Raw genomic sequence first — 21,452 nt, 5'->3', positions numbered from 1 at the left:
CGTGCTGCTGGCGCGGCTGGTCCCGCTGGTGCCCTTCAGCACCCGCCAACTACGCCTTCGGACTGACCTCGGTGAGCACCCGCTCGTACGCCGCCGCCACGGTGCTGGGCATCGTGCCCGGCTCGGCCGTCTACGTGGCTGTCGGCGCCGTTCCTGCTGGCGATCGCCGCGCTGGTGCTGCTCACCGTGCTGGGGGTGTGGCGCCAGCGGCGGACGCGCGGTGCTGCACCCACCGACGCCGACCCCGCGCCAGGACCCGGGTGACGGTCGCCGGCACCGGCCGGGCCAGCTCCTCGCGGGTGCGGGCGACGGCGGCCTTGGAGACGCCGTCGCTCCAGGCGGGGTAGGGGTGGATGGTGCCGGCAACGGTGCGCAGGCTGACGCCGGCCTGCGCCGCCAGGGTCAGCTCGGCCAGCACCTCCCCGGCCCGGGGACCGACCACGCGGGCGCCCACCAGGCGGCCGCGGCCGTCGAGCACCACCGCGACCTCCCCGTCGGTGTCGCCCTCGGCGACGGCGCGGTCGACCTCGGTGGCGTCGACGCGGTGCACCGTGTGCGACGGGTCGTCGGTCTCGGTGCCGACGCCGAAGGAGGCCACCTCGGGCTGGGTGTAGGTGACCCGGGGGATGGTGTCGAGGCGCACCTTGCGGCGCAGCCCCAGCACCGCGTTGGAGGCGGCCAGGCTGCCGTGCATGCCGGCCACGTGGGTGAAGGCGGGGTGGCCGGTGAGGTCGCCGGCCGCCCAGATGCGGGGGTTGGTGGTGCGCAGCGCGCCGTCGACCACCACGTGGCCGCTCTCGCGGACCTCGACCCCGGCGGCCCGCAGACCCAGGTCGTGGGTGCCGGGCGTGCGACCGACCGCCACCAGCACCCGGTCGACGTGCAGCACGCTGCCGTCGGAGAGGTGCGCGGCCAGGTCGCCGGGCACGCCCTCGACGCGCTCGAGCGAGACGTCCTCGCGCAGGTCGACCCCGTCGGCGCGCAGCGCGGCGCGCACCAGGGCGGCCGCGTGCGCGTCCTCGGGCCCCAGCACGCGCGGGCCCGCCTCGACCACGCTCACCCGGCTGCCCAGCCGGGCGAAGGCCTGGCCCAGCTCGCAGCCGATCGGGCCGCCGCCCAGCACCAGCAGCCGCCCGGGCAGCTCCGCGAGGTCCCACACGTCGTCGGAGGTCAGCGGCGACGCCTCCGCCAGGCCGGGGACGCCCGGGACGCTGGGGGAGGAGCCGGTGGCCAGCAGCGCCTGCGCGAACCGCACCGGCTCGCCGTCGACCACCGCGCTCTGCGGGCCGGTCAGCGTCAGGTCGCCGTGGGCCACCGCGACGCCGGCCCCGCGCAGCCGCTCGGGGGAGTCGACCGGCTCGATGCGCGCGATGGTGTCGTGCACGTGGCGCATCACCGCGGCGAAGTCGACCCGCACGTCGCCCACGTGCACGCCCAGGCGCGGCGCGCGCCGGGCGGCCGCGGCGGCGTGCGCGGCGGCCAGCAGCGCCTTGCTGGGCACGCAGCCGGTCCACAGGCAGTCGCCGCCGGTGCGGTGCCGCTCGACCAGGAGGGTGCGGGCACCGAACCCGGCCGCGGTGTGCGCGGCCACCAGGCCGGCCGTGCCGCCACCGACGACCACCAGGTCCCATGGTGCGCCGTCGGGCGTGGTCAGCGGGTCCGAGCGGCGTACGCCGGGCGCGGCGGTCGGCGGGGCGGTCGAGGGGGCGGTCGAGGCGGCGGGAGAGGTCATCGGGGGTCTCCGTCGGTCAGGTCGCGGACGAGGTCGTGGGCCCGGCGCAGCGACGCCGGGGGCGGGGCGTGGTGGTCACCGAGCCGGTCGAGGGCCGCGAGCACGCGGCGTCGCTCGGCGGCCGAGGTGGCGCAGCGCTCGCACACCGCCAGGTGCCGCTCGAGCCGGTCGCGCTCGGCGGGGGTGAGCGGGGTCGCGGGCCGCTGCTCGACGTAGCGGTCGAGCACCCGGCCCGGCCACCAGCACTCGAGCATCGAGCGGGGGCCCTGCATCCTGCCGGTCACCGGGTGCCTCCTGGGGGTCGGCGGTGGGCCAGCGCGGCCCGCAGGCGGGAGCGGCCGCGGCTGACGCGCGAGACGACGGTGCCCGTCGGCACGTCGAGCACGGCCGCGGCCTCGTCGTAGGTCAGGTGGTCGACGTCGACCAGCAGCACCGCCCGGCGGAACTGCTCGCCCAGCGAGCCCATCGCGGCGACCACGTCGGCGTCGAAGGCGTTGTCGTCGACGAGCTGCTCGGGGGACGAGGCGTGCGCGACGCCGAAGGCCGGCCGGTGCCGGGCCAGCACGTCGTCGTCGACCAGGTCGGGACGGCTGCGGCGCAGGCTGTTGAGGTGGGTGCGCCGCAGGATCGTCAGCAGCCAGGCCCGGGGGTGGCGTCCGTCGAAGCGGTCCACCGCGCCCCAGGCCCGCACCAGCGTGTCCTGCACGACGTCGTCGGCGTCGCTCCACGACCCGGTGAGGGTGTGCGCCACCCGCAGCAGCACCTCGACCTCCGGCTCGACCCAGCGGGCGAAGGCCTCGGCGCGCGCCGTCCCCCCGTGCAGGGTGGGCGCGGCGGTGGGGGTCACGTCCCCGGAACCCGCTGGGCCCTCGGGTTCCTTCCCGTCTCGCCCGGCCACCACCACCCCATCCTGACGCACCACCCCGTCCCACCATCCTGTCGCGGCGCGCACACCCGGTTTGGCGCCCGGGCGCGGCACCGGGAGGATCCGGGGCATGAGTGCCCCCGTCACCGTCTCGATCACCCGGCACCTCGACCCCGGCCGCGAGGCCGAGATGGCCAGCTGGCTGCAGGCGGGCACGGCGCTGGCCCAGCGCTTCCCCGGTTTCCTGGGCGCCGGCTGGGTGCGCCCCGAGGCCGACTCCGAGACCTGGCACATGCTCTACCGCTTCGCCGACGCCGAGGCGCTCGCGCGCTGGGAGGGCTCGCACGAGCGGGAGTGGTGGCGCGACGCGGCCGTCGGCCTGGGGGTGCGCGAGTCCCGCGTCGAGCGGCGTACGGGCATCGAGGGGTGGTTCGACGAGCCCACCAGCCGCGACGTGCGCGACCTGCGGCTCAACCCGTCGCCCCCGCCGCGCTGGAAGCAGGCGATGACCATCTTCCTGGTCTTCTACCCGCTCAGCCTCCTGGTCAACTGGGGCACCGGGTCGTACGTCGCCGACGTCGCCCTGCCGCTGCGGATCCTGCTGACGGTGCTGGTGATGACCCCGGTGATGACCTACGCGGCCCTGCCCTGGATCACGCGCAAGATGCAGTGGTTCCTGCAGGGCCAGCCGCCCCCGTGGCGGCGCTCCGCGCGCGGCGACTGAACGAGGGGTCAGTATCTCGGCGTGGCCTCTTGTGGGCTGGGTCACACGCATCTAGGGTGACGCGCACACGACAGGCCCGCCCCGGATCAGCCGGAGGTGCGGGCGGACTTCTCGGAGGAACACGTGCGTCTCAGTTCACTGTCCCGTGCCGCTGTGCCGGCACTGGCCGTCACCACGGCCGCAGCACTCGTCGCCGGCGGCGTCGGCTTCACCGCCAACGCCGACGACGCCACCACCACGGTCCAGACCGCCGAGCGGGGGAAGCCGAAGGACAAGGGCTTCGACCTCTCCAAGCAGCTGACCAAGCGGGTCAAGGCGGAGGGCATCGGGGAGCACCTCGACAAGCTCCAGGAGATCTCCGACAAGTTCGACGGCAACCGCGCGTCGGGCACCCCGGGCTACAACGCCAGCGTGCGCTACCTCGTGCGCACGCTGGAGCGCGCGGGCTACTCGCCCGAGGTCCAGGCCTTCGAGTTCCCCTACTTCGTCGAGAACGCACCGGCCACGCTGGCCCAGACCGCGCCCGACGCCACGACGTACACCACGCCCGACGACTTCTCCACCATGACCTACTCGGGCTCCGGCGAGGCCAGCGGCGCGCTCCAGGCGGTCGACACCACCGCGACCGCCGGTGCGGGCACCAGCGGCTGCGAGGCCGAGGACTTCACCGACTTCGTCGCCGGCTCGATCGCGCTCATCCAGCGCGGCGGCTGCGCCTTCGGCCTCAAGGCCCTCAACGCGCAGGACGCCGGCGCGACGGGCGTGATCATCTTCAACTCCGGCACCGAGGGCAACACCGCCTCCTTCGCCGGCACCCTGGGCCAGCCCGGCTACGAGATCCCCGTCGTGGGCACCTCCTTCGCCGTGGGCCAGGACCTCTACGACCCGGCCGGCACCGAGGTCACCCTCACCGCCGACACCACCTCCGAGCTCCGCGAGACCTTCAACGTCCTGGCCGAGACCCGCGGTGGCGACAAGGACAACGTCGTGATGGTCGGCTCGCACCTCGACTCGGTGCCCGAGGGCCCGGGCATCAACGACAACGGCTCCGGCTCGGCGAGCATCCTCGAGACGGCGCTCAAGCTCTCGAAGTTCGACAAGAAGGGCAAGAAGAAGGGCCACGGCAAGAAGGCCAAGGGCAAGGGCAAGGGCCGCCTGACCAACCAGGTGCGCTTCGCCTGGTGGGGCGCCGAGGAGCTGGGCCTGCTCGGCTCCGAGCACTACGTCGCCGAGCTGAGCCAGGAGGAGATCGACGAGATCGCCCTCTACCTCAACTTCGACATGGTCGGCTCGCCCAACTACGTGCGCTTCGTCTACGACGGCGACAACTCCGAGGGTGGCGGCGCGGTCGGCCCGGCCGGCTCCGACGACATCGAGGCGATGTTCAACGACTACTTCGCCAGCGTCGACCTGCCCTCCGAGGCGACCCCGTTCAGCGGGCGCTCCGACTACGGCCCGTTCATCGTCGAGGGCGTCGACATCCCGTCCGGTGGTCTGTTCACCGGCGCCGAGGGCGTCAAGACCGAGGAGCAGGCGGCCGTCTACGGCGGAGAGGCCGGCGTCGCCTACGACCCGTGCTACCACGCCGAGTGCGACGACCGCGACAACGTGAGCATGGACGCGATCGACGAGATGTCCGACGCGATCGCCCACTCCGTGGCGACGTACGCCGTCAGCACCGAGGGTCTCGGCGAGGGCTCGCCCTCGCCCGAGCCGCGTCCCAGCGGCTCGGAGCGCAAGGCGGCCCAGGAGGCGGCCCGCAACGCCGAGCTGCACCCGGCGCACGACCACCGCGACGAGCTGCGTCGCTGACACCCAGCAGCACCCGGCACCACCCAGCAGCACCGGCGGGGCCGGTCCGGAGGAGCGATCCTCCGGGCCGGCCCCGCCGCCGTGCGCGAGGCGGCCCTAGGCTGGGCAGGTGAGCGCCGACCTCAACATCCCGCCCGCCCCCGCCCTCGACGGCATGCGCCACCTGCACTCGGGCAAGGTGCGCGACCTCTACGAGGTCGAGGAGGGCGAGCACGCCGGCCAGCTGCTGGTGGTGGCCAGCGACCGGCTCTCGATCTTCGACTTCGTGCTCGACACGACCATCCCCGACAAGGGCGAGATCCTGACCCGGATGTCGCTGTGGTGGTTCGAGCAGCTCGCCGACCTGGTGCCCCACCACGTGCTGTCCACCGACGTGCCCGCCGAGGTGCGCGGCCGGGCGGTCGTCTGCGAGCGCCTCGACATGTTCCCCGTCGAGTGCGTGGCGCGCGGCTACCTCACCGGCTCCGGGCTGCTCGACTACCGCGCCGGCGGCGAGGTCTGCGGCGTGCCGCTGCCCGCCGGGCTCGTCGACGGCAGCCGGCTGCCCGCGCCGATCTTCACCCCCGCCACCAAGGCCGAGCTCGGCGAGCACGACGAGAACGTCTCCTACGCCGCCGTCGCCGAGCGGATCGGCGAGGCCGACGCCGCCCACCTGCGCGAGCTGACCCTGGCGGTCTACGCCCGCGCCGAGGGGCTCGCCCGCGAGCGCGGCATCCTGCTGGCCGACACCAAGCTCGAGTTCGGCCGCTCCGCGGGTGCCGCGCGCCACCCCGTCGGAGCGGTCGTGCTCGGCGACGAGGTGCTGACCCCCGACTCCTCGCGCTTCTGGCCCGCCGCCGAGTGGGAGCCCGGGCGCACCCAGGCGTCGTACGACAAGCAGATCGTGCGCAACTGGGCCCTCTCGCCCCAGGCCGGCTGGGACCGCTCCTCCGGCGAGGCTCCGCCGCCGCTGCCGGCCGAGGTCGTCGAGCGCACCCGGGCGCGCTACGTCGAGGCCTACGAGCTGCTCACCGGGCAGTCGTGGTGAGCGGATCGCAGCAGGCCGGCGAGCGCACCGTCGGCGGCACCGTCGCCTTCGGCTGCTCGCCGGAAGTGGCCTTCGACTACCTGGTCGACCCGGCCCACCGGGCGCAGTGGCAGTCGAGCCTGGCCCGGGTCGAGGACGTCGTCGGCGAGGTCGGGCCCGGCCAGCGCTGGGTCGACGTCACCCGTCCCGGGCTGCGCCCGGCGATGCAGACCACGACCTACGAGCGTCCGCTGCGCTGGGCCGAGGTCGGCACCTGGCGTGCCGTGCGCGCCACCCTCGAGCTGGCCTTCACCCCGACCGCGACCGGCTGCGACGTCGCCTACGGCTTCCGCATCAGTGGTCCCGGCCCGCTGCGCCCGCTGGGGCTGCTGCTCAGCCTGGGCTCGGTCCTGCCCGTGCGCGCCGACCTGCGGCGGGCGGCGCGGATCTGCGAGGGGCTCGCGCCGCGCTGAGGGGGCCCTCGGTAGGTTGGGCGCATCCACCAACGTGACGGAGGCCACCACGTGACCAGCTACAACCTTGCGACCCTGCTCGAGGGATCGGCCGAGAAGCACGCCGACCGCGACGCGATCATCTTCGGCGAGACCCGCCTCACCTATGCGCAGGTGAACGGTGCCGCCAACCAGGTCGCGAACCTGCTCGCCTCCCGGGGCGTCCAGCCCGGCGACAAGGTCGCCCTGAGCTGCCCCAACCTGCCGTACTTCTCGATCGTCTACTACGGCATCCTCAAGGCCGGCGCGACCGTCGTGCCCCTCAACGTGCTGCTGAAGGGACGCGAGGTGGCCTACCACCTCGCCGACTCCGATGCGAAGGCGTTCTTCTGCTTCCAGGGCACCCCCGAGCTGCCCATCGGCGCCGAGGGCCACGCCGGCTTCAGCGAGACCGACTCGTGCGAGCACTTCTTCATGATCACCGCCGACCCGGCCGCCGAGTCGCCCGTCGAGGGCACCGAGACGATGGGCCGCGCGATGGCCCAGCAGGCCCCGACGTTCGAGACGGTGGCCACCGACGAGGACGACACCGCGGTCATCCTCTACACCTCGGGCACCACCGGCCAGCCCAAGGGCGCCGAGCTGCGCCACCGCAACATGCGCGACAACGCGCTGGCCGGCACGGAGCTCTTCGGCGCCGACGCCGAGAAGCCCGACACCTACCTGTGCGTGCTGCCGCTGTTCCACTCCTTCGGCCAGACCGTCATCCAGAACGGTGCCTTCGCCTTCGGTGGCACCGTGGTGATGCTGCCGCGCTTCGAGGCCGAGCCCGCGCTGCAGCTGATGCTCAAGGAGAAGGTCACCTTCTTCGCCGGCGTGCCGACGATGTACTGGGGCCTGCTGGGTGCGCTGACCCCCGAGCACGACGTCTCCTCGCTCGCCGACAACCTTCGGGTCGCGGCGGCCGGCGGCTCGGCGCTGCCCGTCGAGGTGCACAAGGACTTCCAGAAGAAGTTCGGCGTCACCATCCTCGAGGGCTACGGCCTCTCCGAGACCAGCCCGGTCGCCTCGTTCTCGCCGTACGGCGAGGAGCCGCGCGTCGGCTCGATCGGCAAGCCGATCCCGGGCGTGGAGATGAAGCTGATCAGCCCCGAGCCGGGGGACTGGAGCGACGTCGAGGAGAGCGGTCCCGACGCGGTCGGCGAGATCGCGATCAAGGGCCACAACATCATGAAGGGCTACTACGGTCGCCCCGACGCCACCGAGGAGTCGATCCGCGACGGCTGGTTCCGCTCCGGCGACCTGGGCCGCAAGGACGAGGACGGCTGGTACTACATCGTCGACCGCTCCAAGGACATGATCATCCGCGGCGGCTACAACGTGTACCCCCGCGAGATCGAGGAGGTGCTGATGAGCCACCCCGACGTCTCGCTGGCCGCGGTCATCGGCGTGCCGCACGACTCGCACGGCGAGGAGATCAAGGCCGTCCTGATCATGAACGAGGGCTCCACCACCACCGAGGACGAGATCGTCGCGTGGTCGAAGGAGCAGATGGCCGGCTACAAGTACCCCCGCATCGTGCAGTTCAGCAAGGACCTGCCGATGACCGCGACCGGCAAGATCCTCAAGCGCGAGCTGTCGTGACCGGAGCCCGGATCCTCGGGCTGGCCGTCGCGGCCGTGATGGTCGTCGGAGGGGCCGTGGTGACCTACCTCGGCCTCTCCTACGACGGCGGTGTCGGCGGGGAGAGCGCCGGCGGGGACCGCACGCTGGGCACCCTCGGCCCGATCCTCGCCGGCCTCGGCGTCGCCCTGGGCATCGTGGTGCTCCAGCGCCGCCGCTGACCCGGCCCCAATATCCCGCCGACCCGGCGCAAATCACTCGCCGACCCGGCCTGAACTTCGCGCCCAGCCGGCCCGGATCTCCCCAGGGGAGATTCGGGCCGGCTCAGGGCGAAGTCCGGGCCGGGTCAGCGGGTCAGGCGAAGGGGTTGGGCAGCGCGCCGGGGAGGTCGGCCAGCTGCTCGCGGGCGCGGGCCAGGTGCTTGTGCTCGACCAGCACCTCGTAGCGGGTGGCCACCACCTGGGTGACCGAGGAGAAGTCGCGGCGCCCGCGCGAGGCGGCGTACCCGACGAGGGCGAAGATCAGCCCGAACAGCGCGCCGATCACCACCACCGGCAGGAACGTGGCCAGGAAGCCCTCGTCGGTGAAGATCGTGAAGACGAGGCCGATGAAGGTGCCGAACCAGGCTCCCGACGCGAGCCCGCCGACCGCGACGCGACCCGTGGTCAGGCGCCCGGTGATCCGCTCGACCCGCTTGAGGTCGGTGCCGACGATCATCAGGTGCTCGACCGGGAACTTGTTGTCGGAGAGGTGGTCGACGGTGCGCTGGGCATCGGCGTAGTCGTCGTAGACGGCCAGGGACTGGGGGAACTCCAGCGGGAGGGCGGCGCGGGCGCGGGAGCCGGGGGTCATGCTCATGAGCCCATTGTGCAGCCACCGCGCGGGTGGGCGGCTGCACGCGGCGCCTAGGATGGGGACGTCCCTAGCAACAGTTCTCGCCCCTCCCGCCTCCAGGAGCGCCCCGTGCCCCGTGTCGTCGTCGACGTGATGCCCAAGCCCGAGATCCTCGACCCCCAGGGCAAGGCGGTGCTCGGCGCTCTGCCGCGGCTGGGCTTCACCGGGGTCGCCGACGTGCGCCAGGGCAAGCGCTTCGAGCTCGAGGTCGAGGGCGAGGTGACCGACGACGTGCTCGCCGAGGTGTCCCGCGTGGCCGAGACCCTGCTGTCCAACCCGGTGATCGAGAACTTCACCGTGCGCGTCGAGGAGTCCGTCGAGGTGCGCGCGTGAAGATCGGCGTCGTCACCTTCCCCGGCTCGCTCGACGACGTCGACGCGCAGCGCGCCGTGCGCCTCGGCGGCAACGAGGCCGTCGCGCTGTGGCACGGCGAGCACGACCTCAGGGGCGTCGACGCCGTCGTCCTGCCGGGCGGGTTCTCGTACGGCGACTACCTGCGCTGCGGCGCCATCTCGCGGTTCTCGCCGGTGATGGCCGAGGTCGTCGAGGCGGCCCAGCGCGGGATGCCCGTGCTCGGCATCTGCAACGGCTTCCAGATCCTCTGCGAGTCGCACCTGCTGCCCGGCGCGCTGATCCGCAACGACCACCGCAAGTTCGTGTGCCGCGACCAGCGCCTGCGCGTCGAGCGCACCGACACCCCGTGGACCTCCGCCTACTCGGCCGGCCAGGAGATCACGGTCGTGCTCAAGAACGGCGAGGGCGGCTACGTCGCCGACGAGGCCACCCTCGACCGGCTCGAGGGCGAGGGCCAGGTCGTGGCGCGCTACGTCGAGCACAACCCCAACGGCTCGCTGCGCGACATCGCCGGCGTGAGCAACGAGCGCGGCAACGTGGTCGGCCTGATGCCGCACCCCGAGCACTCCGTGGAGTCGCTGACCGGCTCCGGCACCGACGGGCTGGGCTTCTTCACCAGCCTCGTCGAGGCCGTCCTCGCGTGACCCCGCGGCTGCTCTTCCGCCGGCTGGCGGCCGCCGAGGCGGTGACCTGGTCGCTGCTGCTGGTCGGGATGTTCCTCAAGTACGTCACCGAGACCACCGACCGCGCGGTGAGCGTCTTCGGGATGCTGCACGGCGTCGTCTTCGTCGCGTTCGGCGTCACCACGCTCGTGGTGGCCATCGACCAGCGCTGGGGCGCCGGTCGCACCCTGCTCGGCCTGGCCAGCGCGGTCCCGCCGCTGGCCACCCTCCCCTTCGAGCGGTACGCCGACCGGCGCGGTCTGCTCGGTGACACCTGGCGGCTGCGGGCCCCGGGTCCGACGGGGTCACCGGGCCCCACGGGGTCACCGGGCCCCGCGGGCGCAGCGGCGCCGACCCCCCTCGAGCGCCCGGTCGCGTGGCTGGTGCGCCACCCGGCGCGGGGCCTGCTGACCGGCCTCGCGGCGGTCGTGGCCCTCACGGGCGCCGCGCTGGTGGCCGGGCCGCCGGTCGGCTGACCCGCGGGCCGGGCCGGCTCAGCTGCGCTTGCCCGCCTGCAGCTTGCGCCAGGTGGCGGCGTTGACGACGCCCGAGGCGCTCATCCCCACCCGCTTCTGCCAGTCCTTGACCGCCTTCTCGACGGCCGTGCCGTAGACACCGGTCACGACGACCTTGGCCTTCGGGGAGGCGGCGTTGAGGCTGCGCTGCAGGCGGCGCACGGCGTCGCCGCTGGAGCCGTACTTGGTGGTCGTCTTGGAGCCGGCGGCCAGCAGCGACATCCAGTGGGTGCGCGCCCACAGGTCCTTCTCGGCGAACCCGTGGTCGCGCTGCCAGGCCTTGGTGGCGTTGACGACGCGACCGCCGTACGTGCCGGTGATCGCGGTGTCGAAGTAGCCGCGCTGCTTGAGCAGGCACTGCAGCGCGGCGACCTTCTCCGGGTCGGGGCGCACGGTGCCGTTCTTGGTCTCGCGCGGCGGGCGCAGCATCTCGTAGGAGGGCCAGTTGACGCGGGTGCCGCCGCACATCTCGCCCTGCGGGCGGGCGGTGCTGCCCTTGCCGAGGTCGAGGAAGTTGGAGTCGATGTTGATCCGCACCCCGCCCCAGGTCTCGTCGTGGCCGCCGCGGTACTGCTTGACCCGGCCGCCGGGGCGCCAGCCGTCCTCGCGGATGTAGCTGCTGGAGGTGTTGGCCACGCCGTCCCAGCGCGCGAGCCAGATGGCGTCGGGCAGGGCGAAGCGGTCGGGGCGGTTGACGCGGGCGTCGTCGAGCGCCTTGATGCCCGACGAGACGCTGGAGTAGACCCCGGAGACGTAGTCGAGGGCGTGCAGCTTCTGGGTCCATCCCGAGAGGAAGGACAGCGCCGACTCGCGGCAGGCGGTGTTGTTGTGGTCGAAGCCCTCGAGGTCGTACCAGAGCGTGCTGCCCTCGGCGATCTTGAGCGCCTTCGCGGCGGCCACGGCCGAGACGGCCTCACGCCGGCCCATCTTGAGCGCCCGGACGTAGGTGCCCTTGCGACCCGGGCGCGGGTCGATGGTGACGTCGTCGTCGTAGCGGGGGAACCGCGGCTGGCAGGAGGCCTGCGGGCCGAGCGTGATCGGCAGCAGGCGCCACCCCCGGGTGGCCTGCTTGACCACCCAGCTGGGGGTCAGGTTGGGCTGGTCGCGGCAGGCGCGGGACGTGCCGGAGATGTAGATGCCGACCGCCGAGAACGGCGAGGTGCGCCACCAGGTGTTCATCGCCTTCTGCGTCGGCGCCAGGCACTGGTCGAAGCCGTAGCCGGTGAAGTCGCCGGGCGTGACGACCTGGCCCTCCTCGACGGTGGGGGCCCGGCGCTCGCTGGTCGAGCCGGTGCCGCCCTGGTCGGCGGCGGAGGCGAGCGGCGCCTGGACGGCGACGCCGGTGACGGCGAGCGCGCCGCTGAGGGCGCCGGCGAGGGCGAGGCGGACCCGGGGGGAGGTCGGTCGGGACATCGGAGGGCTCCTACGAGGCGGGGAAGAACGGCGCCCGAGCAGCCGGGCTGAGTCACCATAACCACTCCAGTCACACGAGTAACAGCGAACGCTGTGAACTACAGACGTGTAGTTTTCCCAGGTCAGAGGGGGTGTGCGCACTCCGCGGCGGTCGGGCGCAGGCCTCGACGGCGGCGCCGGTAGATTGGCCCCCGTGCCTGAGGTCCCCCCGCAGCCCCGCGTCTCCGCTCTCGACACCGTCGCCGCCGCGGCCGACGACCCGGGCCGTGAGCAGCCCTGGTCCGACCTCGGCCTGAAGGCCGACGAGTACGCCCGGATCCGCGAGATCCTCGGGCGCCGCCCCACCTCCAGCGAGCTGGCGATGTACTCGGTGATGTGGAGCGAGCACTGCTCTTACAAGTCCTCCAAGGTGCACCTCAAGCAGTTCGGGGAGATCCCGCAGGAGACCCCCGCCGGCGCGATGCTCGCCGGCATCGGCGAGAACGCCGGCGTCATCGACGTCGGCCAGGGCTACGCGGTGACCTTCAAGGTCGAGTCGCACAACCACCCGTCGTACGTCGAGCCGCACCAGGGCGCCGCGACCGGCATCGGCGGCATCGTGCGCGACATCCTCGCCATGGGCGCGCGCCCGGTCGCGGTGATGGACCCGCTGCGCTTCGGCCCGCTCGACGCCGCCGACACCCACCGCGTGCTGCCCGGCATCGTCGAGGGCGTGGGCCACTACGGCAACTGCCTGGGCCTGCCCAACATCGGCGGCGAGGCCGTCTTCGACGAGAGCTACCTGGGCAACCCGCTGGTCAACGCGCTGTGCGTCGGCGTGCTGCGCCACGAGGACCTGCACCTGGCCAAGGCCTCGGGCGTGGGCAACCAGGTGATCCTCTACGGCGCCCGCACCGGCGGCGACGGGATCGGCGGCGTCTCCGTGCTCGCCAGCGAGACCTTCGACGCAGACGGCCCCGCCAAGCGGCCCAGCGTGCAGGTCGGCGACCCCTTCATGGAGAAGCTGCTCATCGAGTGCACGCTGGAGATCTTCGCCGCCGGCCTGGTCGCCGGCATCCAGGACCTCGGCGGCGCCGGGCTCTCCTGCGCGACCTCCGAGCTGGCCAGCGCCGGAGACGGCGGCATGCACGTCGAGCTCGACCGGGTGCCGCTGCGCGACTCCACGCTGGCGCCCGAGGAGATCCTGATGAGCGAGAGCCAGGAGCGGATGATGGCCGTCGTCGAGCCCGGCGACGTCGACGCGTTCATGGCGATCTGCGCCAAGTGGGACGTCGAGGCCGTCGTCGTCGGCGAGGTCACCGACACCGGCCGGCTCGAGATCGACTGGCACGGTGAGCGCGTGGTCGACGTGCCGCCGCGCTCGGTGGCCCACGACGGGCCGACGTACGAGCGTCCCTTCGCCCGTCCCGCCTGGCAGGACGCCCTGCAGGCCGACGGTGCCGAGGCGCTGGCGCGCCCGAGCAGCGGCGAGGAGCTGCGCGAGACGCTGCTGCGCCTGGTGGCCAGCCCCAACCTCTGCGACAAGTCGTGGATCACCGACCAGTACGACCGCTACGTGCGCGGCAACACCGTGCTCTCGCAGCCCTCCGACTCCGGCATGGTGCGCATCGACGAGGAGACCAACCTCGGCGTCGCCGTGGCCACCGACTGCAACGGCCGCTTCGCCAAGCTCGACCCCTACACCGGCGCCCGACTGGCCCTGGCCGAGTCCTACCGCAACGTCGCCACCGGCGGTGCCGTCCCGTTGGCGATCTCCGACTGCCTCAACTTCGGCTCCCCCGAGGACCCCGACGTGATGTGGCAGTTCGCCGAGGCCTGCCGCGGGCTCAAGGAGGGCTGCCTCGAGCTGGGCATCCCCGTCACCGGCGGCAACGTCAGCCTCTACAACCAGACCGGCGAGACCGCGATCCTGCCCACGCCCGTCGTGGCGGTGCTGGGCGTCGTCGACGACGTCACCCGGCGTACGCCGACCGGCTGGCGCGCCGTCGAGGGCGACGACCCCGGCGAGAGCGTCTTCCTGCTCGGTGAGACCCGCGAGGAGCTGTCGGGCTCGGAGTGGGCCCACGTCGTGCACGGCCACCTCGGCGGCCTGCCGCCGCGGGTCGACCTGGCGGCGGAGAAGTCGCTCGCCGGGCTGCTGCACGAGGGCGTGGGGCTGCTCACCAGCGCCCACGACGTCTCCGACGGCGGCCTGGCCCAGACCCTCGCCGAGTCGGCGATCTCGAACATGTGCGGCGTGCGCGTCGACCTGGCCGCCGTCGCCGGCGGCGATCCGTTCCTCGCGCTCTTCGCCGAGTCGGCGGGCCGGGCCGTGGTGACCGTGGCCGACGCCGACGCTCCGGCGCTGCTCGAGCTGGCCGCCCGCCACGGCGTGCCGGTCACCGAGCTCGGCCGCACCGGTGGCGACCGGCTCGTGGTCGAGGGGGCCTTCGAGGTCAACCTGCTGCAGCTGCGCTCCGCCTGGACCGCCACCCTGCCGGCGGCACTGGCCGGCGACCCGGCCGCGGTGGCCGCCACCCTCTGACCCGGCCCGGATCTTCCACCGACCCGGCCCGAACCTCGCCTCGAGCCGGCCCGAACTTCGCTCCGAGTCGGCCTGAACTTCGGCCCGGGCGACGGCAGGTGCGGCCGCGGGGACGCGCCGCGTCATGATGGGCGGGTGCCCGACGACCTGCCCGTGACCCGCACCCTGGTGATCCCGGGGGCCGAGCTCAGCGAGCGCTTCTCCCGCTCCTCGGGCCCGGGCGGGCAGGGCGTGAACACGACCGACTCGCGCGTCGAGCTGTCGTACGACGTCGCCGCCTCGTCGCTGCCTCCGGCCGTCCGCTCGCGGGTGCTCGACTCCCTGGCCGGTCGGCTCGTCGACGGCGTGCTGACGGTGAGCGCCTCGGAGTTCCGCACCCAGCTGGCCAACCGTCGCGCTGCCCGCGAGCGGCTCGCCGCGCTGGTGCGCTCGGCCGCCGGCCCGCCGCCCCCGAAGCGGCGGCCCACCAAGCCGACCCGTGGCTCCCAGCGCCGCCGGCTCGAGGCGAAGAAGCAGCGCAGCCAGACCAAGCGGCTGCGGCGCGGCCCCGACGAGTGAGCCACGAGCGGTCACCTTCGCACTTGCACAAGTGACTGGTCGGCATCGGGATGGGCCGCGGCTCCGAACCAGGGGTGTGCGCCGACGTACCCTGCTTGCCCTGCCCGCCCTCGCCGGCCTCACCGCCGTCGCGAGCGCCTGCGCCACCGGCCCCCAGGAGGTCCCGCCCGTGCCCGCACCTGCTGACGGCTCCACGACCGAGCGGCTCACCTACGGCGACGACCCCAGCCAGTACGCCGTGCTCACCCGGCCCGCGGGCACGCCGCGCGGGGTCGTGGTGGTCGTGCACGGCGGGTTCTGGAAGGCGGAGTACGGCATCGAGTACGCCGAGCCGCTCGTGCCCAGCCTGGTCGCGGCCGGGTGGGCGACGCTGGCGCTGGAGTACCGCCGCGTGGGCGCGGCCGGAGCGGACGGCGCCGGGGGTGGGGTGCCCGAGACCCTCGACGACGTCGCGGCCGGCATCGACCTGCTCGCAGGCACCGACCTCGACCTGACCACGCTGGTGGCGCTCGGGCACTCCGCGGGCGGGCACCTCGCGACCTGGGCCGCCTCGCGCACCCGCCACCAGCGCTGGGCGGGCGGGGTCGAGCCGACCCACGTCGTGTCCCAGGCCGGGGTGCTCGACCTGGCCGGCGCGCACGCCGCCGGCCTCGGCGGGGGAGCGGTGGCGGCGTTCCTGGGCCACGCCCCGAACCCCGCCGCCGACCCCGAGGACGCCGCGGTCGACCCGCTGAGCCAGGTGCCGCTCGACCAGCCGGTCTGGTGCGTGCACGGCGCCGACGACACGATCGTGCCGCCCACCCAGTCGCAGCGCTACGTCGACGCCGCCCTGGCCGCTGGTGCGCAGTCCGAGCTGGTGGAGGTCGAGGGCGACCACTTCACCGTCGTCGACCCGACGTCGCCGGCCTGGGCCCGCACCCTGGAGATCCTCGACGGCCTCTGATCGCCCCGGGCCACGCGGGACGTCATACGTCTGGCACAGGGGGACGTCCGGCCCGTATGACGTCCGGCCGGGGCGGGCCCGGCTGGCAGTGCGGGCACCACCACGTACGCCGGTTGGCCGGGTCGTTCGCGATCTCGTCGACCATCCGCACCGTGGTGCCGCAGCGCAGGCACGGGCGGCGCTGGCGGCCCGCGACCCAGTGCGACTCGCCGCGGCGACCCGTGCCGGTGGTGACCTGGTAGGCGCCCGGGACGAGCGCGGAGTGCCGCAGCGCGCGGGCGGCCAGGGTGACCAGGCGCTCGACGTCGATCTCCCCGACCGGGGTCCAGGGGCTGCGGCCGAGGAGGAAGGCGAGCTCGTTGGCCCACAGGTTGCCCAGCCCCGCCACCCGGGTCTGGTCGAGCATCGCGCTGACCAGCGGCACCTCGGGGTCGGCCCGCAGTCGGCGCGCCGCCTCGGCGACGTCGAGGTCGTCGTGCAGCAGGTCGGGGCCCAGGTGGCCGACCAGCCGCGACTCCTCGGCGGTGGCGACGAGCTCGAGCTGGTGCAGGCGCAGGCCCCAGGCCGTCGAGCCCTCGGTGGTCTCGAGGACGACCCGCACCTCGGGCTGCAGCCGCCGCGGCAGCGCGCGGCCCGGCCGCGTCACCGACCACTCGCCGTCCATCAGCAGGTGGCTGTGCAGCGTCACGCCGCCCGAGAAGCGGGTCAGCAGGTGCTTGCCGTGGGTGGCGTGCTCGAGCACCTCGCGCCCCGCCAGGTCGCGGGTGGCCAGGCGCGGCACCCGCAGGTCGGAGCGCGCCACGGTGCGCCCCAGCAGCGACTGGTCCAGGCGCCGCGCGAGCTTGTGGACGCTGTCACCCTCGGGCACGTCGTGCGTGCCGCCTCAGGCCAGCACGCCCGCGGGGAAGACGCCCCCGGCGACCATCTGCTTGACCCACGGCCGGCCCAGGGTGCGCAGCCGGTCGGCGCCCTCGTCGCCCAGCGCGGCCCACGGTGCGTGCCCGAGCTCGTCGGTGGCGGTCTCGACCGAGGCGCGCAGCGCCTGGCCCTGCTCGGTGAGGGAGCCGTCGGCCGCCAGCAGGCCGCGCCGGTGCAGGTCGGCCGCGCAGGCGCCCCACTCCTCGCTCGACCAGCCGCGGGTCGCCTGGGCGGCCGGCACGGTGAAGCCGGTGCCGGTCGCGGTGTGGGTGACCAGCGACTCCAGCCCGCTCAGGCCGTGGCCCAGCAGGGTGGCGACGTGTCCGTCGCCGCGGTGCTCGCGGATGAGCGTGAGGGCGTGGAAGAGCACCAGGTGCGGCGCCTCGGGCCACGGCTGGTCGGCGTGCGCGGCGTACAGGGCGCGGCCCTCGGGCGCGCAGGCCCCGGCCGCGGTGCGCGCCAGCCCGGCAGCCTCGGCCATCTCGGGGGAGTCGAGGACCTCCTGGCCCAGCAGCCGTCGGTACGCCGCGTCGACGCCGCGGTAGCGGGCCGCGATCACGTCCTCGGGCGTGGCCGCCTCCCAGCAGGCCGGCACGAAGTGGGCCACCAGCGAGGGGGAGAAGACGAAGAAGGTGGCGGCGACCGGCCCCGGCCCGACCCGGCCCATCGCCGCGGAGCGGGAGGCGAAGTAGGTGCCGCGGCCGCGGCGGACGCCGAGGGCGGTGACCTCCTCCTCGACCTCGGGCACGAAGTAGCCCAACGCGTGCAGGGTCTCGAGCGATCGGGCCGTGCGGCCGGAGGAGTGCGGGTCCATGCGCCCTGTCTACCCGATCGCACCGACCGCCTGGGCGGCACTAGGCTGCCTCGGTGCCCGTCCGCCTGCGTCCCGCCGATCCCGCCGACGTCGCCGACGCCCTCGAGCGCCTCGCGACCGGGTCGGAGGAGCGCGCCGACCTGCGCCTGCTGGTCAAGCACTTCCTGGCCGTGCTCGAGCAGCGCGCGCCCGGGCACTCGGTCGAGGTGCGGGTGCCGCCCTACGCCGCCGTGCAGGTGATCCCGGGCGTGCGCCACACCCGCGGCACCCCGCCGGCCGTCGTCGAGACCGATGCCGCGACCTGGATCGCGCTGGCCACGGGCCGGATGACCTGGGGGCAGGCCGAGGAGTCCGGCAGCGTCAGTGCCTCGGGCCAGCGCGCCGACCTGGCGCCGCACCTGCCGCTGACCTGAGCCCGCCCGCTCCCCGCTAGCCTCCACGGGTGCCCCTCCGTGCAGATCCTCGCGACTGGTTCCTCTCCCGCGAGGAGCGCGGCAACGGGTCGACCCGGGTCGACGACGCCCACCCGGACGCCGCGTTCTCCACCGGCAACCGGGTGCGGGCGCTGGTGCACGGGCGCACCTACTTCGCCGAGCTGCTGCGCTGCGTCGAGGCGGCCGGCGAGGGTGACCTGGTCTGGTTCACCGACTGGCGCTCCGACCCCGACCAGCGCCTCGGCGACGAGCCGGGCAGCGAGCTGGTGGAGGTCCTGGGTCGCGCGCTCGACCGGGGTGCCGACGTGCGAGCCCTGGTGTGGCGCTCGCAGGCCGACACGCTGGGCTACGCCCACCAGGAGCACCGCGACCTCGGCGACCTGCTGCAGGAGCGCGGCGCCGACGTGCAGCTCGACATGCGGGTGACCCGCGCGGGCACCCACCACCAGAAGTTCGTCGTCGTGCGTCACCGCGACGAGCCGGCCCGCGACATCGCCTTCGTCGGCGGCATCGACCTGTGCCACGGCCGTCGCGACGACGCCCTGCACGAGGGCGACCCCCAGACCCTGCACGTCGCCGACGAGTACGGCGAGCGCGCGCCCTGGCACGACGTGCAGGTCGCCCTGCAGGGCCCCGTGGTGCACGACGTCGAGACCGTCTTCCGCGAGCGCTGGGAGGACTCCAGCCCCACGACCCGGCACCCGTGGCGACGCCTGCGCGACGCCCGCGCCGACCTCGACGGCGCCCGGAGCCCGCTGCCCCCGCAGTCCCCGCCCCCGCCCCCCGCCCCCGACGAGGCCGCCGACGACACCGACGCCGACACCGGTCACGCGGTCCAGCTGCTGCGCACCTACCCCGTGCTGGGCACCGGGTGGGCGTTCGACTTCGCCCCCCGGGGCGAGCGGTCGGTGGCGCGCGGCTACACCAAGGCCGTCAAGCACGCCCGGCGACTGGTCTACGTCGAGGACCAGTTCCTGTGGGGCCACGAGATGAGCACCGTGCTGGCCGACGCGTTGCGCGCCCAGCCCGGGCTGCACGTGGTCGTGGTGCTGCCCCAGCACCCCGACCAGGACGGCTGGTTCGCCCGCGACCCCCAGGTCCTCGGCCGGCTGCGCGGCGTGCAGCGGCTGCTGCTCGAGGCGCCCGACCGGGTCGCGTTCTACGGGCTCGAGAACCACGCCGGCACCCCCGTCTACGTGCACGCCAAGGTCTGCGTCCTCGACGACACCTGGGCCTCGATCGGCTCCGACAACTTCTGCCGGCGCTCCTGGACCAACGACTCCGAGCTCTCGGCCGCGATCATCGACCGCGACGAGACCGACGGCGCGACCGACGGCGGGGCCGGCTTCGCGCGGCGCCTGCGCCTGACCCTGGCCGCCGAGCACCTCGACCGCCTCGACCCCGACGAGCTCACCTCGGTCGACGAGATGGACGACGCCGGGCTGCTCGAGGTGATGGCCGACTGCGTCGACCCGGTCGACATGTTCCGGCGCTTCGCCGAGAGCGCCGACGCGCTGGAGGCCTGGCACGACGGCGGCCGGGTCGGCCCGCGTCCGCCGGGCCGGCTGCGGCGCCTGCCCGAGCCGCGGCTGCCCCTGGTGCGCCAGCTCCTGGCCGTGCCGAGCTACCGCTACCTGCACGACCCCGACGGCCGCTCCTGGCGGATGCGCCGGCGCAAGGGGTTCTGAGCCCCCGGCCCGACGGGGGCGCCGACCGCCCCGACTACCTTGGCGCCATGAGCCACCACGCCGACACCACCGACCTGCGGGCCCGCGTCGCCGACGTGCTGCCCGGGCTGCGCAGCGACCTCGAGGACCTCGTGCGGATCGAGTCCGTCAGCGCCGACCCCGCCCGCGCCGACGAGGTACGCCGCAGCGCCGAGGCCGTGCGCGCGCTGCTGGCCGCGGAGGGCATGGACACCGAGGTCGTCAGCATCGAGGGCGGGGCACCGGCGGTGATCGGCCACAGGGCCGGCCCGGAGGGCGCGCCGACGGTGCTGCTCTACGCCCACCACGACGTGCAGCCCGAGAACGACCACGCCGACTGGGACTCCCCGCCGTTCGAGCCCACCGAGCGCGACTCCCCGAGCGGTCGCCGGCTCTTCGCCCGCGGCGCGGCCGACGACAAGGCAGGCATCGTGGCCCACCTGGGCGCGCTGCGGGTCTTCGGCGACGACCTCCCGGTCAGCGTCACGGTCTTCGTCGAGGGCGAGGAGGAGGTCGGCTCCGAGACCCTGCCGGCCCTGCTGGCGGCCCACCAGGAGCGGCTGCGCGCCGACGTCATCGTGATCGCCGACTCCGGCAACTGGGACGTCGGCGTCCCGGCGCTGACCACCAGCCTGCGCGGCCTGGTGCGCGCCGACGTCGAGGTCCGCACCCTGACCCACGCGGTGCACTCGGGCATGTGGGGCGGGCTGGTGCCCGACGCCCTGATGACCCTGAGCCGGCTCATCTCGACGCTGCACGACGACGCCGGCGACGTCGCGGTCGCGGGCCTGCACGCCGGCCCCGCCGCCGACGTGGACTACCCCGAGGAGCGGCTGCGCGCCGAGTCCGGCGCCGCGCCGGGAACCCGGTGGATCGGCAGCGGCTCCGCCGTCGAGCGGCTGTGGACCAAGCCGTCGCTGAGCATCACCGGCCTCGACGCCCCGAAGGTCGAGGGCGCCAGCAACACGCTGGTGCCGGCCGCCCGGGCCCGGATCTCGCTGCGCATCGCGCCCGGCGACACCACCGAGAACGCCGCGGCCCGGCTGACCGAGCACCTCGAGCAGCACGTCGCCTGGGGCGCGGAGCTGTCGGTGCGCATCACCGACACCGGCGAGGCCACCCAGATCGACGCCACCGGCCCGGCGTACGACGCGGCCCGCGCGGCGTTCGCGGAGGCCTGGGACGGCACCGAGCCGATCGACATGGGTGTCGGCGGGTCGATCCCCTTCATCGCCGAGTTCCTCGAGGCGTTCCCGCGAGCCAGCGTGCTGGTCACCGGTGTCGAGGACCCCGACACCCGCGCCCACGGCGCCAACGAGGGCCTGCACCTGGCCGAGTTCGAGCGGGTGGTGCTGGCCGAGACGCTGCTGCTGGCCCGGCTCGCCGAGGCGGGGCGTCCCACTGCCTGAGACGATCGGGCACGGGTAAAAATCCGTCCGTCTGACAGGACCGAACTCCACATGTGCGTGACGACGCTCACGCGCGGGTAGAGAGGGGGCACGA

Annotated in this window: 22 protein-coding genes; 15 read left to right on the top strand and 7 right to left on the bottom strand. The window is 74.2% G+C overall.

From position 1 onward, the window contains the following. Positions 1-181: 181 nt before the first annotated feature. Genes ABKW28_RS05250 through ABKW28_RS05240 form a run of 3 tightly spaced genes read right to left on the bottom strand, consistent with a single transcriptional unit; the run spans position 182 to position 2,579 of the window. A complete protein-coding gene (locus ABKW28_RS05250) occupies positions 182-1,732 on the bottom strand; it encodes an FAD-dependent oxidoreductase (protein WP_348606959.1) in 1,551 nt (516 codons plus the stop codon). Further along, on the bottom strand, positions 1,729-2,016 hold the full coding sequence (locus ABKW28_RS05245; RefSeq protein WP_348606956.1) for a zf-HC2 domain-containing protein: 288 nt from the start codon (positions 2,014-2,016) through the stop codon (positions 1,729-1,731). The genes ABKW28_RS05250 and ABKW28_RS05245 overlap by 4 nt, the downstream gene beginning before the upstream one ends. Further along, a complete protein-coding gene (locus ABKW28_RS05240; protein ID WP_307822990.1) occupies positions 2,013-2,579 on the bottom strand; it encodes a sigma-70 family RNA polymerase sigma factor in 567 nt (188 codons plus the stop codon). The genes ABKW28_RS05245 and ABKW28_RS05240 overlap by 4 nt, the downstream gene beginning before the upstream one ends. Positions 2,580-2,727: 148 nt before the next feature. On the opposite strand from ABKW28_RS05240, the gene ABKW28_RS05235 reads away from it, so the two are divergent. From ABKW28_RS05235 to ABKW28_RS05210, 6 genes are all read left to right on the top strand, one after another. Next, a complete protein-coding gene (locus ABKW28_RS05235; RefSeq protein WP_193668225.1) occupies positions 2,728-3,321 on the top strand; it encodes an antibiotic biosynthesis monooxygenase in 594 nt (197 codons plus the stop codon). Between the two features lie 153 nt (positions 3,322-3,474). Then, entirely contained in the window at positions 3,475-5,133 is a 1,659-nt protein-coding gene (locus tag ABKW28_RS05230; RefSeq protein WP_193668223.1) for a M28 family metallopeptidase, read from the top strand. 154 nt (positions 5,134-5,287) lie between these two features. Continuing rightward, the gene (locus tag ABKW28_RS05225; protein WP_348607001.1) at positions 5,288-6,160 is read left to right on the top strand and encodes a phosphoribosylaminoimidazolesuccinocarboxamide synthase; all 873 of its coding nucleotides are present in this window, start codon (positions 5,288-5,290) and stop codon (positions 6,158-6,160) included. Further along, on the top strand, positions 6,157-6,612 hold the full coding sequence (locus ABKW28_RS05220) for an SRPBCC family protein (protein WP_193668221.1): 456 nt from the start codon (positions 6,157-6,159) through the stop codon (positions 6,610-6,612). The genes ABKW28_RS05225 and ABKW28_RS05220 overlap by 4 nt, the downstream gene beginning before the upstream one ends. 51 nt (positions 6,613-6,663) lie before the next feature. Beyond that, entirely contained in the window at positions 6,664-8,235 is a 1,572-nt protein-coding gene (locus tag ABKW28_RS05215) for a long-chain fatty acid--CoA ligase (protein WP_348606953.1), read from the top strand. Beyond that, a complete protein-coding gene (locus ABKW28_RS05210; RefSeq protein ID WP_193668217.1) occupies positions 8,232-8,435 on the top strand; it encodes a hypothetical protein in 204 nt (67 codons plus the stop codon). The genes ABKW28_RS05215 and ABKW28_RS05210 overlap by 4 nt, the downstream gene beginning before the upstream one ends. A gap of 133 nt (positions 8,436-8,568) precedes the next feature. On the opposite strand, the gene ABKW28_RS05205 is transcribed toward ABKW28_RS05210, so the two are convergent. Next, the gene (locus ABKW28_RS05205; protein WP_204797232.1) at positions 8,569-9,072 is read right to left on the bottom strand and encodes a general stress protein; all 504 of its coding nucleotides are present in this window, start codon (positions 9,070-9,072) and stop codon (positions 8,569-8,571) included. A gap of 105 nt (positions 9,073-9,177) precedes the next feature. Between ABKW28_RS05205 and purS the strand changes: the two genes are divergently transcribed. Genes purS through ABKW28_RS05190 form a run of 3 tightly spaced genes read left to right on the top strand, consistent with a single transcriptional unit; the run spans position 9,178 to position 10,600 of the window. After that, on the top strand, positions 9,178-9,441 hold the full coding sequence (purS, locus tag ABKW28_RS05200; protein WP_193668215.1) for a phosphoribosylformylglycinamidine synthase subunit PurS: 264 nt from the start codon (positions 9,178-9,180) through the stop codon (positions 9,439-9,441). Beyond that, positions 9,438-10,106, top strand: coding sequence for a phosphoribosylformylglycinamidine synthase subunit PurQ (purQ, locus tag ABKW28_RS05195; RefSeq protein WP_193668213.1), 669 nt, complete (start codon positions 9,438-9,440; stop codon positions 10,104-10,106). The genes purS and purQ overlap by 4 nt, the downstream gene beginning before the upstream one ends. Then, positions 10,103-10,600, top strand: coding sequence for a DUF3817 domain-containing protein (locus ABKW28_RS05190; protein ID WP_348606950.1), 498 nt, complete (start codon positions 10,103-10,105; stop codon positions 10,598-10,600). The genes purQ and ABKW28_RS05190 overlap by 4 nt, the downstream gene beginning before the upstream one ends. A gap of 18 nt (positions 10,601-10,618) precedes the next feature. Here ABKW28_RS05190 and ABKW28_RS05185 read toward each other — a convergent pair whose 3' ends face one another. Continuing rightward, entirely contained in the window at positions 10,619-12,052 is a 1,434-nt protein-coding gene (locus ABKW28_RS05185) for a glycoside hydrolase domain-containing protein (protein WP_348606947.1), read from the bottom strand. A gap of 193 nt (positions 12,053-12,245) precedes the next feature. Here ABKW28_RS05185 and purL point away from each other — a divergent pair, with 193 nt between their 5' ends. From purL to ABKW28_RS05170, 3 genes are all read left to right on the top strand, one after another. Next, on the top strand, positions 12,246-14,576 hold the full coding sequence (gene purL, locus ABKW28_RS05180; RefSeq protein WP_348606944.1) for a phosphoribosylformylglycinamidine synthase subunit PurL: 2,331 nt from the start codon (positions 12,246-12,248) through the stop codon (positions 14,574-14,576). 135 nt (positions 14,577-14,711) lie between these two features. Beyond that, the gene (gene arfB, locus ABKW28_RS05175; protein ID WP_193668208.1) at positions 14,712-15,134 is read left to right on the top strand and encodes an alternative ribosome rescue aminoacyl-tRNA hydrolase ArfB; all 423 of its coding nucleotides are present in this window, start codon (positions 14,712-14,714) and stop codon (positions 15,132-15,134) included. A gap of 169 nt (positions 15,135-15,303) precedes the next feature. Further along, positions 15,304-16,077, top strand: coding sequence for an alpha/beta hydrolase (locus tag ABKW28_RS05170; protein ID WP_348606941.1), 774 nt, complete (start codon positions 15,304-15,306; stop codon positions 16,075-16,077). 22 nt (positions 16,078-16,099) lie between these two features. Here ABKW28_RS05170 and ABKW28_RS05165 read toward each other — a convergent pair whose 3' ends face one another. Both ABKW28_RS05165 and ABKW28_RS05160 read right to left on the bottom strand, forming a co-directional pair. Further along, entirely contained in the window at positions 16,100-16,945 is an 846-nt protein-coding gene (locus ABKW28_RS05165) for a DNA-formamidopyrimidine glycosylase family protein (protein ID WP_348606938.1), read from the bottom strand. Positions 16,946-16,960: 15 nt separating this feature from the next. Then, positions 16,961-17,809, bottom strand: a complete 849-nt coding sequence (locus ABKW28_RS05160; RefSeq protein ID WP_348606935.1) for a hypothetical protein — start codon at positions 17,807-17,809, stop codon at positions 16,961-16,963. A 53-nt stretch (positions 17,810-17,862) separates the two neighbouring features. On the opposite strand from ABKW28_RS05160, the gene ABKW28_RS05155 reads away from it, so the two are divergent. Genes ABKW28_RS05155 through ABKW28_RS05145 form a run of 3 tightly spaced genes read left to right on the top strand, consistent with a single transcriptional unit; the run spans position 17,863 to position 21,358 of the window. Beyond that, positions 17,863-18,222, top strand: coding sequence for a sterol carrier family protein (locus tag ABKW28_RS05155; protein WP_348606932.1), 360 nt, complete (start codon positions 17,863-17,865; stop codon positions 18,220-18,222). 29 nt (positions 18,223-18,251) lie between these two features. After that, complete coding sequence (locus ABKW28_RS05150) at positions 18,252-19,931, top strand: phospholipase D-like domain-containing protein (protein WP_348606929.1); 1,680 nt, start codon at positions 18,252-18,254, stop codon at positions 19,929-19,931. Positions 19,932-19,978: 47 nt separating this feature from the next. Beyond that, positions 19,979-21,358, top strand: coding sequence for a dipeptidase (locus ABKW28_RS05145; protein ID WP_348606926.1), 1,380 nt, complete (start codon positions 19,979-19,981; stop codon positions 21,356-21,358). The last annotated feature ends 94 nt before the right edge of the window (positions 21,359-21,452 follow it).

The organism is Nocardioides sp. 31GB23 (assembly GCF_040012395.1).
In the GTDB taxonomy this organism is placed as follows: Bacteria; Actinomycetota; Actinomycetes; order Propionibacteriales; family Nocardioidaceae; genus Nocardioides; species Nocardioides salarius.
Note: the sequence above shows the minus strand (reverse complement) of the source record. Positions and strands in the feature narration are given on the sequence as shown.